The 15,630-nt window shown below is 64.9% G+C and carries 13 protein-coding genes; 3 read left to right on the top strand and 10 right to left on the bottom strand.

All coding sequences use genetic code 11. The annotated features are described in order from the left end of the window. Complete coding sequence (locus I6F36_RS05050) at window positions 1-1,260, top strand: serine hydrolase (protein WP_225171062.1); 1,260 nt, start codon at window positions 1-3, stop codon at window positions 1,258-1,260. Between the two features lie 113 nt (window positions 1,261-1,373). On the opposite strand, the gene I6F36_RS05045 is transcribed toward I6F36_RS05050, so the two are convergent. The 8 genes from I6F36_RS05045 to I6F36_RS05010 all read right to left on the bottom strand — a co-directional run bounded on the left by I6F36_RS05045 (window position 1,374) and on the right by I6F36_RS05010 (window position 8,504). Further along, window positions 1,374-2,441: a low specificity L-threonine aldolase gene (locus tag I6F36_RS05045; RefSeq protein WP_225132720.1), complete on the bottom strand. Its 1,068-nt coding sequence runs from the start codon at window positions 2,439-2,441 to the stop codon at window positions 1,374-1,376. A gap of 62 nt (window positions 2,442-2,503) precedes the next feature. After that, the gene (locus tag I6F36_RS05040; protein WP_225132719.1) at window positions 2,504-2,719 is read right to left on the bottom strand and encodes a hypothetical protein; all 216 of its coding nucleotides are present in this window, start codon (window positions 2,717-2,719) and stop codon (window positions 2,504-2,506) included. Between the two features lie 71 nt (window positions 2,720-2,790). Then, on the bottom strand, window positions 2,791-3,408 hold the full coding sequence (gene rpsD, locus I6F36_RS05035; protein WP_036012915.1) for a 30S ribosomal protein S4: 618 nt from the start codon (window positions 3,406-3,408) through the stop codon (window positions 2,791-2,793). A 222-nt stretch (window positions 3,409-3,630) separates the two neighbouring features. Then, on the bottom strand, window positions 3,631-4,398 hold the full coding sequence (locus I6F36_RS05030; RefSeq protein ID WP_036012914.1) for an acyltransferase: 768 nt from the start codon (window positions 4,396-4,398) through the stop codon (window positions 3,631-3,633). Window positions 4,399-4,619: 221 nt separating this feature from the next. Further along, entirely contained in the window at window positions 4,620-5,393 is a 774-nt protein-coding gene (locus tag I6F36_RS05025; RefSeq protein ID WP_109143236.1) for an HpcH/HpaI aldolase/citrate lyase family protein, read from the bottom strand. Between the two features lie 61 nt (window positions 5,394-5,454). Next, window positions 5,455-6,252: a glutamate racemase gene (gene murI / locus I6F36_RS05020; RefSeq protein WP_225132718.1), complete on the bottom strand. Its 798-nt coding sequence runs from the start codon at window positions 6,250-6,252 to the stop codon at window positions 5,455-5,457. Between the two features lie 136 nt (window positions 6,253-6,388). Continuing rightward, window positions 6,389-7,195 carry a Crp/Fnr family transcriptional regulator gene (locus I6F36_RS05015; RefSeq protein ID WP_036012905.1) on the bottom strand — a complete coding sequence of 269 codons (807 nt, stop codon included), beginning with the start codon at window positions 7,193-7,195 and terminating at the stop codon, window positions 6,389-6,391. 229 nt (window positions 7,196-7,424) lie between these two features. Next, window positions 7,425-8,504 carry a preprotein translocase subunit SecD gene (locus tag I6F36_RS05010; protein ID WP_225171061.1) on the bottom strand — a complete coding sequence of 360 codons (1,080 nt, stop codon included), beginning with the start codon at window positions 8,502-8,504 and terminating at the stop codon, window positions 7,425-7,427. 226 nt (window positions 8,505-8,730) lie between these two features. Between I6F36_RS05010 and I6F36_RS05005 the strand changes: the two genes are divergently transcribed. Together I6F36_RS05005 and I6F36_RS05000 are read left to right on the top strand one after the other, a co-directional pair. Then, complete coding sequence (locus tag I6F36_RS05005; RefSeq protein WP_225171060.1) at window positions 8,731-10,638, top strand: acyl-CoA synthetase; 1,908 nt, start codon at window positions 8,731-8,733, stop codon at window positions 10,636-10,638. Window positions 10,639-10,779: 141 nt separating this feature from the next. Then, the gene (locus I6F36_RS05000; protein ID WP_225132715.1) at window positions 10,780-12,621 is read left to right on the top strand and encodes a caspase family protein; all 1,842 of its coding nucleotides are present in this window, start codon (window positions 10,780-10,782) and stop codon (window positions 12,619-12,621) included. Window positions 12,622-12,640: 19 nt separating this feature from the next. On the opposite strand, the gene I6F36_RS04995 is transcribed toward I6F36_RS05000, so the two are convergent. Together I6F36_RS04995 and purB are read right to left on the bottom strand one after the other, a co-directional pair. Further along, window positions 12,641-13,813, bottom strand: coding sequence for a M20 aminoacylase family protein (locus tag I6F36_RS04995; protein WP_225132714.1), 1,173 nt, complete (start codon window positions 13,811-13,813; stop codon window positions 12,641-12,643). A 168-nt stretch (window positions 13,814-13,981) separates the two neighbouring features. Continuing rightward, window positions 13,982-15,289 carry an adenylosuccinate lyase gene (gene purB / locus I6F36_RS04990; RefSeq protein WP_225171059.1) on the bottom strand — a complete coding sequence of 436 codons (1,308 nt, stop codon included), beginning with the start codon at window positions 15,287-15,289 and terminating at the stop codon, window positions 13,982-13,984. Window positions 15,290-15,630: the final 341 nt, after the last annotated feature.

Raw genomic sequence — 15,630 nt, 5'->3', positions numbered from 1 at the left:
ATGAACGGGCGCCGCGCGCTGTTCGCGGCGCTCGTTCTTTTGTTCGGCGCCGTAAGTGCGCGTGCGGGCTCGGAGGGCCGCGCGCACAGATTCACGCCCGAAGGCCTGGCAAAAGTCTCCGACTACATCAGGAACGAGATCGCGACCGGCAAATTTCCGGGGGCGATTCTGCTGCTCCAGCAACACGGCAAGCCGGTCTACTGCGAGAATTTCGGCGTCCGCGACATCGCGACCCAACTTTCAATGAGCGCGGACACGATCTTCCGCCTCTATTCGATGTCCAAGCCGATCACCTCGGTCCTGGCGATGATGCTGGTCGAGGAGGGTAGGCTTGCGCTCAGCGATCCCGTCTCGAAATACATTCCGGCCTTTGCCGGCATGAAGGTCGGCGTCGAGAAGAAGGCCGAAGACAACAAGGTCTCGCTGGAGCTGGAGCCGCTCAAACGTCCGGTGACGATCGAGGATTTGATGCGGCATACCGCCGGGATCCCTTACGGCTATTATGGCGGGGACCTGGTGAACAAGCTCTATGCCGACGCCGGACTGTTCGACAGGAATTCGACCAACGCCGAACTGGTCGCGAAGATCACCGCGCTGCCGCTCGCCGAACAGCCCGGAGCGATCTGGGACTACGGTCACTCCACGGACGTGCTCGGACGCATCATCGAACTGATCTCGGGGACATCGCTGCTCGAGTTCGCGAAGACGCGGCTGCTCGATCCACTCGGGATGAAGGACACGGCGTTCTACGTCGCCGATCCCGCCCAATGGCCGCGTATCGCCGAGCCGATGCCGCAGGATCGGGCGATCAGCCCGATCACGCAGGTTCGCGATATCAGGAAACCGCTGCGATGGGAGTCGGGCGGCGGCGGCCTCGTCGGCACGGTCGGCGATTATGCCCGCTTCTCGCAAATGCTGCTCAACGGCGGCACGCTTGAAGGTCGACGTTATCTGAAGCGGGAAACCATCGCCTTGATGGCGAGGGATCATATCGGTCCCGAAACCCGCGTCGAGCGCGACAAGCACTACTATCCGGGTGAGACCAGCGGCTACGGCCTCGGCTTCGCCGTGCGTATCGCGGTGCCGCCGGGCACGAACTGGCCGCTTGGCGAATATCGCTGGGACGGCGTTGGCGGCACCTTCTTCTTCATCGATCCCGAAGACGACCTGTTCGGAATCTTCATGGTGCAGACCCCCTCGCAGCGCGGCCGGATCCAGCTCGAGCTGAAGACGCTGATCTATCAGGCGATGGGGCGGTGAGACCTCGCCCCCTTTGCGTAGCCGGATGGAGCGAAGCGCAATCCGGGACGTCCTCACCGCGTGTATAGATCCCCGGATTTCGCTGCGCTCCATCCGGGCTACGGGGCTGAGCTTTACGCCCCGCGCACGATCTCTCGCACGTAGCCGATCGTCTCCTCGATCTGGCTCGCATTGACGTCCAGATGCGTGCAGGCGCGGATGCGGCCGTCCATCATCGCGAGCGTCACGCCGCGCTGACGGAGAGCGGCGACCATCTTGTCGCCGGGAATGCCGGCGCCGTCGGGCTTGAAGAACACGAGATTGGTCTCGGGCTCCTGCACCTCCATGCCCGAGATCTGCGACAGGCCGCGGGCGAGCGCGCGCGCATTGGCGTGGTCGTCGGCCAGGCGCTCGACGTGGTGGTCGAGCGCGTAGATGCAGGCTGCGGCGCAGATGCCGGCCTGCCGCATCGAGCCGCCGAGCCGCTGCTTCCACTGCCAGACCGCGTCGATGAAGGCGCGCGAGCCTGCGAGCACGCCGCCGATCGGTGCGCCCAGGCCCTTGGAGAAGTCGATCCAGGCCGAGTCCCAGCCTGCGGTCATGTGGCGTGGCGAGATGCCGCTCGCGACCGTGGCGTTGAGCAGGCGCGCGCCGTCCATATGGGTGACGAGGTCGTGCTGCCTGGCGATCGCGACGATCTCGTCGAGCACCGCCTTCTTCCAGATCGTGCCGCCGCCGATATTGGCGGTCTGCTCGACGCTGACGACGGTCTGCGGCGGCTGGTACCGCGTGCGCGGATGCAGCGCCTTGCGAAGAGTCTCCGGCGTGAACTGGCCATCGGGGCCCTTGAGCTGGGTGACCTGGAAACCGCCGATCGCGGCATGCGCGCCGCCTTCGCGCGCGATGATATGCGCGGTCTCATGGGCGAGGATCTCGTCGCCGGGGCGGCAATGCACCAGCGTGGCGGTGACGTTGCACATCGTGCCCGAGGGCATGTAGACCGCAGCTTCCTTGCCGAGCAGATCGGCCACGCGCTCGCACAGCGCGTTCACGGTCGGATCGTCGCCGACCTGTTCGTCGCCGACTTCCGCCCGCGCCATCGCCTCCCGCATCCCTGCCGTCGGCTTGGTCTGCGTGTCCGAGAGCAGATTGATGCGCACCGGCGGCGCCTTGGGATCGACGGGGGGAGGGGTGTAGAGCATGGCGTGTCTCATCTCTAGTCGAACAATTGCGACGTATTGCGTGCGTGCCCCGATGACCTGTACTAGCCACGAGAACGTTGAGCGACGCGCTGTCGCGCGGCGAGGAGGATGTCGTCTGGCGTGTCTGCTGTGAAGATATTGCAATCGGGCAGAGCGAACAGCCCCTGATATCGGCAGATCTGCTCGGCGCGGGAGAGGGCCTCCCACGCGCGAAGCGCCGCTTCAGTCGGCGTTGCAGAAGGCAGAGTGTTGGCGAACTGGTCGGCCGCGCGAGACATCGATGACATGCTACCAAACAAAAAGGCCCCGGAGAACCGGAGCCTTTTGAATGTCGATCTGCCGAAACTTATCAGCGCGAATAGAATTCGACGACCAGATGCGGCTCCATCTGCACCGGGAACGGCACGTCGGAGAGGCCGGGGATGCGGGCGTACTTCGCGGTCATCTTGCCGTGGTCGACTTCGAGATAGTCGGGGACCTCGCGCTCGGGAAGCTGGCTGGCTTCGAGCACGTGGGCGAGCTGCTTGGAGGCTTCCTTGACCTCGACCACGTCGCCGACCTTGAGCTGATAGCTCGAAATGTTGACCTTGCGGCCGTTCACCTTGATGTGGCCGTGGTTGATGAACTGGCGTGCGGCGAAGATCGTGGAGACGAACTTGGCGCGGTACACGACCGCGTCGAGACGACGCTCCAGCAGGCCGATCAGGTTCTCGCCGGTGTCACCCTTGAGGCGGCTGGCCTCGACATAGATGCCGTGGAACTGACGCTCGGAGATGTTGGCGTAATAGCCCTTCAGCTTCTGCTTGGCGCGCAGCTGCACGCCGAAGTCGGAGAGCTTGCCCTTGCGGCGCTGGCCATGCTGGCCGGGGCCGTATTCGCGGCGGTTGACGGGACTCTTCGGGCGGCCCCAGATGTTCTGGCCCATACGGCGATCGATCTTGTACTTCGCCTCACTGCGCTTAGTCATCGCGTCCTCTTCAGGTCATGGTTTGAGGAAACGCGCCCTCCTGTGTGACGGGATGATCCCGGCACCGACAGGTCCGATCCCCAAAGCTTAAGGGAGAGGACCACGGGTCGCGAAACGCTTCGCGGGCCGAAATCGGCCCGCGAGCAGGCGGCTTTTAGGGGACTTTGGGGTTGGCTGTCAATTCTTTAGCCTGTCATTCCGGGACCTGCGACGACGGTATTGTTATGTCCTGACCGCCCGGACCGGCTTTGACCCCGCCGCCCGCAATTCGGCAGCAATTTCAGTGTTCAGGACCTGTTCCAGCCGGGTCAGGACCCGCGCGATCGGGGCGGCGTCGGTGACGCGGTGGTCCCAGCGGATCACGACATGGATGGTCTGATCTGGCTCGACCAGCCCATAGCTCAGGACAAAGGGGCCCGGCGTGATCGGGTGGAGCTCGCCGCCGCCGTAGGCGGCGACCGAGCTTACCGCAAAGCTGCCGAACCAGTTACCGCGCTGACGGCCGAAATTCAGACCGATGGCCAAGGACAGGCGCCGCAATGGCAACGGCAGGCGGGTCGCCCGCATGATCTTGCGGTACATCGGAACATCCTCGATCGGGGCCGTCTTGCCGCGTCGGATTTCCGCATCGACTTCTGCCAGCGAAAGAGCCTCGGGACCCGCGATTCGCTGCAGCAGCACGCATTCCTCGCCATCCTCGACCCGCGCGATCGCGACCGTCGCCACGCTCTTTGGAAGCTCATACAGAGCCGGCCAGGGCCATTTGACGTAAAGGGTGCGCAGGATCGGCTCGTCCTTTGCAACCAGGGCGAAAGCCTTGACGAACATCGCGGCCCAGCCGGCGGGCGCGGCCGCGTCCGCGCGGGCCTCCAGCAGGGGGCGGATATTGAGCGAACGGGCCAATGAAACGAAAGGTACGCCCTTCGAGGCGTGCATGAGGTCGCAGATCACACGACGACGCAGCGAAATGGTCTTGGGCGTCCCGCGCATAGGCCTCCGGTTCCAAATCAAAAGATCAAAATATGTGCAACGAGCGGGGCCCGCCTGCTCGCTCTAGCACGAACCAACCCGCTTGGGGCCGGTCGGTTCGCCGCACCGAGCAGCGCCAAAGATGGACCCCCTTTAGACCAAAAAATCATCCATTTTCAATGATTTATATCTCGATCAGGCGCTCTTGGTCGCGTCGGTCGGTCATGCGTCGATCGGCCCGATCAGCGCCTGACCCCCTCGTAGGCCGCCATGATGCCGCGCTGGAACAGCGACCAGTCGAAGCCCAGCGCAATCGCGCGGTAGCCGCGGTCGATCAGCGCATTGGCCTGATCGGCGGTGCGCGCCACCCCGCCGATCGGCACCCCGCTCTTGAGGATGCCCGCCTCGGCGCGCGCGATCAGGTCCAGCAATTGCGGATCATCCATCTGGCCGCGCTTGTTGATGGAGGTGGCGAGATCGCCGGGACCGATGACCGCGACGTCGATACCGGGCGTTGCCATGATCTCGTCGATGCGATCGACCGCATCGACGTGCTCGATCGTGATCATACAGATCATCTCGTCGTCGGCAGAGGCCATGTAATCAGGCATCGACTGGCCCCAGCGGAACGGCGCGTGGAAGGGACCCCAGAGCCGATCGCCGCGCGGCGGGTAACGCACGCTGCGCACCGCTTTCTCGGCATCCGCGCGGCTCGTGATCATCGGGAAGTTGATGCCGAAGGCACCGATGTCCATCGGCGCTTTCGCCAGCCACGGCTCGTTGGCGGCGATCCGCACCAGAGGCGTGCACGGCGTGCCCGTGGTCGCGGCGATCATCGCGTGGGCTTCGGTCAATCCGATCGGGCCGTGCTCGAGATCGACGATGATCCAGTCGAGCGAGCGCGCCATGATCTGCACCATCTGCACGCTCGGGATGGTCGCGATCGCACCGAAGGCGGGGCGACCCTCGCGCCAGAGCTGGCGGAGGCGGTTCAGCGGCTTTGCGGGGACCGACATGGAAAATCTTGCGGGACGATGGCGACGGCAAAGCCTAGCAGCGCGCCGCCAGTGCGCAAGCTCAGGCCACCGCGCGTCCGCCGAAGAACGGCGTCAGCGTGGCGCTGAGACCATGCACGCGGTTCGATGTAAAAATCATCTCGGCGCCGGACTGCGCGATGCCGCCGGTCGGCGGGCCGAGCAGGTCGGAGACGCGACGGGCGATCGCGGGCGCCGGATCGATCCAGTCGACCGGCCAGGGCGCGAGCTTCTTCATCCGGTCCAGCAGAAGCGGGTAGTGCGTGCAGGCGAGCACCACAGTGTCGGTGCGCGCGCTCGCATCCGAGGCGTCGCCGACGAAGCAGGGAGCGAGCTCGGCGAGGATGGCTTCGTCGCTGATCGGGCTACCGCCGAGCGCGGCTTCGGCCAGCGAAGCGAGCTCGGGCGAGCCGACCAGCGTCACCTCGCATCCTTGTGCGAAATCGCGGATCAGCGCCTTGGTGTACTCGCGCTTCACCGTGCCCTTGGTGCCGAGCACCGAAACGCGGCGGGTCCTGGACTGCGCACAGGCCGGCTTGATCGCCGGCACCGTGCCGACGAAGGCTACGGAATAGGTGGCGCGCAAGTGAGACAGGACCAGGGTGGACGCCGTGTTGCAGGCGATGACGACGAGGTCTGGACTATGCCGGCCGATCAGCTCCCCCATCAGCGGCACGACGCGGGCGATGATCTCGTCCTCGCTGTGGTGGCCATAGGGGAAGAAGGCGTCGTCGGCGACGTAGACGTAATGCGCGTCGGGCCGCGCCGCCACGACCTCGCGGAGCACCGTGAGCCCGCCAAGGCCGGAATCGAACACCAGGATCGTCGGAGAATTGGTCACGTCGCCACCCTAGCCCGGCATGGTTACCATTCGGTTTTTAGGGCGATTTTGCGGCGATCCCGCAAAGACCCGGGGGCGTCTCGTGTCACGGACGCGCTGCGTCGTCATCCCCGGCGTCACATTGGCCGCGCGGCGCTCACGCGATCCTGTTGGTGGTGGTCCCGCGCTCGGTTGCCAGCTGCTTCTGCAGGCGATCGATGTTCTGCAACAGGCGCTGGCTGGTCAGCACCAGGAAGTAATAGCCGAATTGCGGATCCTGGAAGTAGATCTCGAGCAGCCGGTCATAGGTGATGGTCAGCACCTGGCCGTCCTCGATGCATTCGACCGTCCCCGTGCGCCGGTTGTCCGGCGTGAGGAAGCCGAGCTCGCCCATCAGCGCCCCGGGGCCGATCTCGACGTTGATCTCCTTGACCAGGAACTTGCCGGTGACGGTGAGGAACATTTCGTTGGCTGGGTCACGCATCTTGAAGAGGATGTCGCCGCGCCGGTATCTGCGCTCGGTCATGAATGGCTTGAGCCATTCGATCGACATGTCCCCTTCGGCCGCATGGCGCGCCTTCTTGACCAGCTTCAGCATCTGCCGCAGGCGCAGCGCGTTGATCGGAAGCATCAGGAGATAGAGCAGGAACGTCGCGACGTTGGCGGAGAGCGCGCCGAAGAGAGCGAAGAACGCGCAGCCGATCATGTTGGCGACGCGCAGCGGCACCATTGTCCGCATCAAGAGGGTGGCGACGAAGAAGACCGCCCCGACCACGGCGAACAGATTGGCGAGCGTGATGTTGTGGACGAAGATCTCCAGGAGCCGGTTGAAGATCGCCTCGTAGGTGACGCTGTCGGGATCGAGCCCCATCTGGACCAGGATTTTCGCGATCCTGAGGTTGTCCGTGGCCGCTTCGAGGATGCGGTCGAGGATCGACGAAACGTCTGCGCTGCCGGACGGCATGGTACTAACCCCACGTAAGGCATTCAGTCCTGGTCGGCACCCGTATAGCCGAAATCGAATGACGACCGCTTGAATGACGCTTCCGGCCATCGTGCCGCAAGGGGCAAATTTTAGCCTGATCGGGCGTTTCGGCAATTGCCCGTTGGTTGCGCGTCCGGCCGCGCAGGCCCGTGATTCGGGCCAGCCGTGCGGGCTTGAGCGTCGCTGACGGGCCCGAAGCGACCTTCGTTTACGGCTTGGCGGCGGGTTGCACGACCCGCTGCTCGACGAGGCCGAGCCGCCCCGGCAGAGAGCCGGCGCGCAGCAGCATGGCGACGCTGTTGGCCTCTTCCAGGGTGAAATTGCCGGAAATCTGGCCGGAGCCGCCGGTGATGGGCTCGCGGATCACGGGCGCGGAGATCACCTTGTCGTCGAGCACGATGGCAAAAGGCTTTCCGACATTCTCTGCCGTGATATGGGCGAAGCGCCGCGTGCCGCGGCCGTTGAAGCGGAACGATGCGATCGGCTCCTTGCTGTCGCCGGTCAATCCCGGGCCGGCATAGCTGATCTCGCCGCCCTCGAGGGCGCTGTCCTTGGCGACGAGATAAGGAAGCTTGTCCTTGAAGCCGAGCAGGACTTCCGTGCCCGCCGGCGGTGTGCCCGATTGCGCCTGCTCTGCGGACATCGAGAGGTCGATCAGGCGGAAGCCGACCTTGACCTTCCTGGCGAAGATCGCGGTGATTTGCTCGGGCTCCATCAATCCGGGCAGGAAGATGCGGATACGGTCCATTCCCTCGGGCTGGACGCTGGCGAGCTTGACGCCGGCGTCCTTGAGGCGCTGCTCGATCATGGCGATGGAATCTTCGACGAGATCGCGCAGCCGCGCGGCGGATGCGGCATCGGTCGGCGCGAGCCTGAGCAGCCCGTCGCCGGCGTCGGTGACGTTGAGCGCGTGTGTCGGCAACCCCTCCGCCGCCGCGACGAGCTTGCGCGTGAGCTGTTCGCGGCCTTTGCCGTCAGCGATCTTCACGTCGACGCCGCCGTCGCGGATCGCAAGTCCGGAGAACGCGATGCGGCCCTCGCGCAGAATCTTGTAGACGTCGTCGCGCCAATTCGTGACGACCGCCTCCCGCAAGGCATCGGTGTCGACCCTGTAGACGATCCGCGATCCGCCCAGCTTCTCCATCTTGTCGGCGATGAAGGCGGCGACCTTGACCCGCACCTTGTCGAGCTGGCTGTCGGCAAGCGAGGCACCGGGCAGGGCGATCGCGGATACCATAGTGAACGCAGCGACCAGCCGTGCGATCCGGTTCCGCAGGGGCGTCGTCATGATGACCTCGAGTCTTGCGGCAGGGCGCTGGCGAGTGAATTCAGTGGCAGTTCTTGGTCCCTCGATCAGGCGCAGAGGTTCAAGTGGCGCAGCCGGTAGGCAATGGACGAACGGCAAATCATCCATCATTCTGGTCCGGCTCGGCCGAACACGGCCGAGACCTCGCCGAACCAAACTGTCAAAAGATACGGCGGCGGGGACATGCATCTGAGGGAGGACGGAATTCATGGCGGGCATCCACGCGCTCGATCGGTTGATCGGCAACGACTATCCGGAACTGTTGACGGACGAGGAGGTCCGGGCGTTCGAGCAGGTCCCCTACGCCGACCGCGTCACGGCCGAGAGCACCTATGACGCCATCAGGCTTGGTGCCGAGCGCAATCCCGACGGGGCGGCGATCCAGTTCCTGCAAAATGCCGATCCCGCCGACGCGCCGCTGGTCGTCACGCACCGCGATTTCATCGCGCGCGTCACCCAGGCCGCCAACATGTTTCACGCGCTCGGCGCCGAGAAGGGCGACGTCATCAGCTTCATGCTGCCCTTGGTGCCGGATGCGTTCGTCACGCTGTTCGGCGCCGAGGCCGCCGGCATCGCCAATCCCGTCAATCCGCTGCTCGAGCCGCACCAGCTCGCCGAAATCCTGGAAGCTGCGAACACCAAGATCCTGGTGGCGCTCGGGCCGATGCCGGGCACCGACATCTGGCAGAAGGTCGAGCAGATCCGCCCGCATCTGAAGCATCTGAAAGCCATCGTGCAGGTGTTCGGCGGCGGCGATCCGGCCGATGGCATCTTCGCCTTCAGCGACCTGATCAAGCAGCAGCCGTCGGATCGGCTGGTCAGCGGGCGCAAGATTCGCGGCAGCGACATCGCAGCCTATTTCCACACCGGCGGCACCACGGGTAGGCCCAAGCTGGTGCGGCATACGCATGCCAACCAGGTCTATCAGGCCTGGGCACTCAATCTGCTGTTGAAGGGCAAGCCCGGCGCCAATCTGCTGTTCGGCATGCCGCTGTTTCACGTCGGCGGATCTCTGACGCAGGTGCTGACGACTTTGTCGGGCGGGGGTTCGCTGGTCGTGCTGTCGCCGAGCGGCTGGCGCAACCCGAATGCGGTGAAGAACATCTGGCAGCTCGTCGCGCGCTTCAAGCCTGAAGCTCTGTCGAGCGTGCCGACCGTGCTCGCAGCGACGCTCGCGGTGCCGCCTGGGAACGCGGATATCTCGAGCCTGAAATATGCGGCCGGCGGCGGCTCGGCGATTCCGGTCGCGGTCGGCTCGGCGATTCAGGAGACGCTGAAGCTGCCGGTGGTCGAGGTCTACGGCATGACCGAGACCTCGAGCGTGCACACGCTCGCTTATCCGGGCCGGCCGATCCGGCTCGGCTCGGTTGGCCTTCCCATGCCCTATGCGCGCGTGCGCATCGTGCAGCTCGACGCCGACGGCCGCCTGATCCGCGACTGCAAGCCGGACGAGATTGGTGTCGTCATCATGGCCGGGCCCGGCGTGTTCGGCGGCTATCTCAACGACGAGCACAACAAGGGTGCCTTCATCGACGGGGTCTGGGTCAATTCCGGCGATCTCGGGCGGCTCGATGCCGACGGCTATCTGTGGATCACCGGCCGCGCCAAGGATCTCGTGATCCGCGGCGGCCACAACATCGATCCGGCGCCGATCGAGGAGATCATGTTCCGCCATCCCGCCGTCGGCTTCGCCGCGGTGGTTGGCCAGCCCGACGCTTACGCCGGCGAATTGCCGGTAGGCTACGTGCAGTTGAAGCCCGGCGCAAAGGTTGAGCCGGGCGAGCTGGAAGCCTGGGTGCGCGAGCGCACGCCGGAGCGCGCCGCCGTTCCTGTGCAGGTCATTCCGATCGATCCAATGCCGGTGACGGGCGTCGGCAAGGTGTTCAAGCCGCAGCTGCGCTGGGACGCGGCCGAACGCGTGTTCACCAAGGTGCTGGCGCCGCTGGTCGAGCGCGGCATCGATTGCAAGGTGAAGGTCGGTCCGCACGGCAGCCACGGCTCGATCGCGACCGTGACGCTGACGGGCCTGCCGGCTGGGCAGCGCGAAGCGGTGGAGGGGGAGGTGCACGCACTGCTCGCACCCTTCGTGATGCGCCACGAGGTGGTGCAGGCGTAGGTCCGCGCCTGCGGGGCGAGGGCTGACTGCATTAGCTATAAGCCGCGATCGAGGAGTTTATGTGATGGGCCTCACATAGAAAAATTTGGCTTTCATCGACGCTCCGAATAGTCTCAGGGAATTGCATCCGAGGGGGCTGCAGTGATTCCGTTTCGGCTATTTGGTTTATTGATTTTTGCGACCTTATTGGCCTGCGGATCGGCACACGCCGATCGGCGGGTCGCGCTCGTCATCGGCAATTCCGCCTACAAGAGCGCGCCCAAGCTCACCAATCCCGCGAACGATGCCACGCTGATTGGCGGCATGTTCAAGAAGGCGGGCTTCGATTCCGTCGACGTCAGGCTGGATCTCAGTGCGAGCGAGATGAGGCGCATGTTGCGCGAGTTCGCCGGCAGGTCACGCGATGCGGACATGGCGGTGATCTACTATGCCGGCCACGGCATCGAGCTCGACGGCAACAATTATCTCATTCCGACCGACGCGACGCTGGAGACGGATGGCGACGTTCTCGACGAAACCATTCCTGTCGAGCGCGCATTGTTCGCGGTCGAGCCGGCCAAACAGCTGCGCCTGATCATCCTCGATGCCTGCCGCGACAACCCCTTCGCGAAGACGATGAAGCGCACGCTGGCGTCGCGAGCGATCGGACGCGGCCTCGCCAAGGTCGAGCCAACCAGCCCGAATACGATGATTGCCTTCGCTGCGAAGGCCGGCTCGACCGCATCTGACGGCGATTCTCGCAACAGTCCGTTTGCTACGGCGCTGGTCGAGCACCTGCCGAAGCCAGGCCTCGATCTGCGCAAGGCGTTCGGCTTCGTGCGCGACGACGTGCTCAAGACAACCGGCTACAAGCAGGAGCCTTATGTCTATGGCTCGCTCGGCGGCGACGACGTGCCGCTCGTAATGAAGCCGGTCGCAACCGGTCCGCAGGCAAACCCGCAGGACGCGGTTCGCAGGGACTATGAGCTCGCGCTCCAGCTTGCGACGCGCGATGCCTGGGAAGCCTTTTTGGCGACCTATCCGGACGGCTTCTATGCCAGCCTCGCCAAGGGACAGTTGAACAAGATCGGCGCCGAAGAGACGCGCGTGGCTGCCGAGCAAAAGGCCAAGGCGGCCGAGCAGGAAAAGGCAAGGCTGATCGCCGAGCGCGCTCAGAAAGCCGAGCAGGAGAAGGCGGCTGCTGCTGCGAAGGCCGCTGAAGAGGCGCGAATCGCTGCGGAGAAGCAAAAGCAGATTGAACAGGCCAGGGCGGAAGCGGCCGAGCAGCAGCGCAAGGCTGCCGAGGCGGCGGCCGCGAAAGCGCTGGCCGAGAAACAGGCGGCAGAGAGGGCCAAGGCCGAGCTGGCGGCCAAGCAGGCCGCCGAGAAAGCGGAGCAGGCCGCCGATCGGCAGATGCCCGAAGTCGAGAACCAGAAAGTGGCTGCGCTCTCGCCCGGACCCACATCCACATTATCGGCGGCCGAGCTTTCCAAATCGGTACAAAGCGAACTGCGCCGCGTCGGTTGCCTGACCTCGTCTGCGGAAAGCGAGTGGAGCTCGGCCGCGCAGCGCTCGCTGACGCTGTTCAACAAATATTCCGGCACCAAGTTCGACGTGAAGCTGGCCAGCGTCGACGCACTCGATGCTTTGAAGGCCAAGCCGGGACGGGTCTGTCCGCTGGTGTGCAATTTCGGATTCAAGGCCGACGGCGACCAATGCGTGAAGATCACCTGCCGGGCCGGTTATCGTGTCAACGACGATAACGAATGCGAAAAGGTGCAGGAGAAGAAGCCGGTTGCGACGCGCGAGAATTCCAGACCGCGAGACCATGAGCGGAAGGCAAGCGAGTCCGCGCCGTCAAAACCGCAGGCGACCGGTCAGGTCTTTTGCAACAGTGCAGGATGCCGGCCGGTCCGGCAGGGTTGTCGGCTCGAGACGTGGGGCAATAGGACTGCCGGCCAAACGGCCGGCGGCGGCACCAGCATGGTCGAAGTCTGCAACTGAGCTGGTGATTGCCCGCCTGCTACCCCGCAGGCATTCGTGTTTCCACCAGCCGCGCCCAGAACGAGGCGCCGTGACCCAGAATGTTGTCGTTGAAGACGTAAGCCGGGTGGTGACACTCGTTGCCGTCGCCCATGCCGACCAGCACCATCGCGCCGGGGCGTGCTTCCAGCATGAACGAAAAGTCCTCGGCGCCCATCATCGGGACGAACTTGTCGTTGACGCGCTCAGTGCCGACGATGTCGCGCGCGACGTCGGCGGCGAGTGCGGCCTCGCGGGCATGGTTCATCGTCACCGGATACATCCGCGTGTATTTCGTTTCGGCCGAGCCACCATAGGCGCGGGCGATGCTGTCGGCGACTTCGCCGATGCGGCGTTCGACGAGATCGCGCACTTCGGGGTCGAGCGTGCGCACGGTGCCGGCGAGCTCGGCGACCTCCGGGATGATGTTGAAGGCGGTGCCGGAGTGGAATTGTGTGATCGAGATCACCGCCGATTTCAGCGGATCGACGTTGCGCGCCACGATCGATTGCAGCGCGTTCACGATTTGCGAGCCGATCAGCACGCTGTCGACCGACTTGTGCGGACCGGCGCCGGCGTGGCCACCCTTGCCGCGGACCGTGATCTGGATGTTGTCGGAGGAGGCGAGCATCGCACCCGGCGTGGTGGCGAAATGGCCCTCGGGCAGGTTCGGCATGTTGTGCATGCCGTAGACCTCCTGGATGTTCCAGCGCGTCATCAGTCCGTCCTCGACCATCGCCTTGCCGCCGCCGCCGCCTTCCTCGGCGGGCTGGAAGATCATCACGGCCGTGCCGTCGAAATTGCGCGTCTCGGCGAGATATTTGGCCGCGCCCAGCAGCATCGCGGTGTGGCCGTCATGGCCGCAGGCGTGCATCTTGCCGGGGACCTTCGAGGCATAAGACACGCCCGACGTCTCCATGATCGGCAGCGCGTCCATGTCGGCGCGCAGGCCGATGGTCTTGCCGGAGGCCGACTTGCGGCCGCGGATCACGCCGACCACGCCGGTGCGGCCGATGCCCGTCATCACCTCGTCGCAGCCGAATTCGCGCAAGCGATCGGCGACGATGCCGGCGGTGCGGTGGACTTCGTAGAGCAGCTCGGGGTTCTCGTGGAAGTCATGGCGCCAGGCGGCCATTTCGTCGGAGAGGGCGGCGACGCGATTGACGATGGGCATGAGGGAATCCGTTTTCTGGTTGTCGTTTGTAGGGTGGGTTAGCCCCGTGGATGCGCAAGCGCATCCACGGGGCGTAACCCACCACGGTTTCCGTGGGAGCGAAAGAGGTGGGTTACGCCCAGCGGACTGCGCTTCGCGCAGGCCGCAAGGCTAACCCACCCTACGATCCTACGCTTCCCCGAACACGCGCTTGAAGATCGCGTCGACGTGCTTGAGGTGATAGCCGAGGTCGAACTGCTCCTCGATCTCGGCGTCGGTGAGATATGTCTTCACCTCACTGTCCTTCTTCAGCAGCTGAAGGAAGTCGCCTTCGCCGCGCCAGACCGGCATGGCATTGCGCTGCACGAGCTTGTAGGCATCCTCGCGGCTGGCGCCCTTCTGGGTCAGTGCTAGCAGCACGCGCTGCGAATGCACGAGGCCGCCGAGGCGGTCGAGGTTCTTTTGCATGTTGGCGGGATAGACCAGCAGCTTGTCGATCAGGCCGGCGAGGCGCACCAGCGCGAAGTCGAGCGTCACGGTGGCGTCCGGGCCCATCATGCGTTCGGCCGAGGAGTGCGAGATGTCGCGCTCGTGCCAGAGCACGACGTTCTCCAGTGCCGGCGTCACATAGGCGCGCACCATGCGGGAGAGGCCGGTGAGGTTCTCCGACAGCACCGGGTTGCGCTTGTGTGGCATGGCGGACGAGCCCTTTTGTCCCTCCGAGAAGAACTCTTCGGCCTCCAGCACCTCGGTGCGCTGCATGTGGCGGATCTCCACGGCGATGCGCTCGATCGAGGAGGCGATCACGCCGAGGGTCGAGAAATACATCGCGTGACGGTCGCGCGGGATCACCTGGGTCGAGATCGGCTCCGGCACGAGTCCCATGGCCTTGGCGACATGCTCTTCGACGCGCGGATCGATCTGCGCGAAGGTGCCGACGGCTCCGGAGATCGCGCAGGTCGCGACCTCCTTGCGCGCCGCGATCAGACGGTCCTTGGCACGGGTGAATTCGGCATAGGCATAAGCGAGCTTGAGGCCGAAGGTGACGGGCTCGGCGTGGATGCCGTGGCTGCGGCCGATGGTCGGCGTCACTTTGTGCTCGAAGGCGCGCTTCTTCAGCGCGGCCAGCACCTTGTCGAGGTCGGCGAGCAGCAGGTCGGCGGCGCGGGTGAGCTGGACGTTCAAGCAGGTGTCGAGCACGTCGGAGGAGGTCATGCCCTGGTGCACGAAGCGCGCCTCGGGGCCGACGATCTCGGCGAGGTGGGTGAGGAACGCGATGACGTCGTGCTTGGTCTCGCGCTCGATCTCGTCGATGCGGGCGACGTCGAAGATGGCGTCCTTGGCCTTGGCCCAGACCGTCCGGGCGGCCTCCTTGGGGATGGTCCCGAGCTCGGCGAGGGCGTCCGCCGCATGCGCCTCGATCTCGAACCAGATCTTGAACCGGGTCTGCGGCTCCCAGATCGAGGCCATTTCCGGGCGGGTGTAGCGGGGGATCATGGGGCGGCTCCAGGAAGGTGGGCGGGCGGTCCCGAGAACGGCGGCGCCGGCCAAAATGCTTTTTACGCCGTGATGTAACAGAGCAGGCATGGCGAAACAAACGGTCTGGGCCCCGGAAGAAGGGCATCGCCGACCTTTCCACCGGACCGGCCGGCCGGGATGGCGGCGCCTGGCCGCAGATATTAACTGTCAATCACGGATCATTGACTGACAGATATTGAAATCTGTCAGCGGGACGTGTATATCCGTTCTCGGACGCTCCGATTGGGCGTCCCGCGACAAGCCCCGGGGAGCCCGACATCCGAGCCACGCTCGGATCGGAGGGCGGATTGAAGAGCGGG

Origin of the sequence: Bradyrhizobium sp. BRP19, assembly GCF_020194195.1 — a bacterium.
GTDB classification, from domain to species: Bacteria; Pseudomonadota; Alphaproteobacteria; order Rhizobiales; family Xanthobacteraceae; genus Bradyrhizobium; species Bradyrhizobium yuanmingense.
Note: the sequence above shows the minus strand (reverse complement) of the source record. Positions and strands in the feature narration are given on the sequence as shown.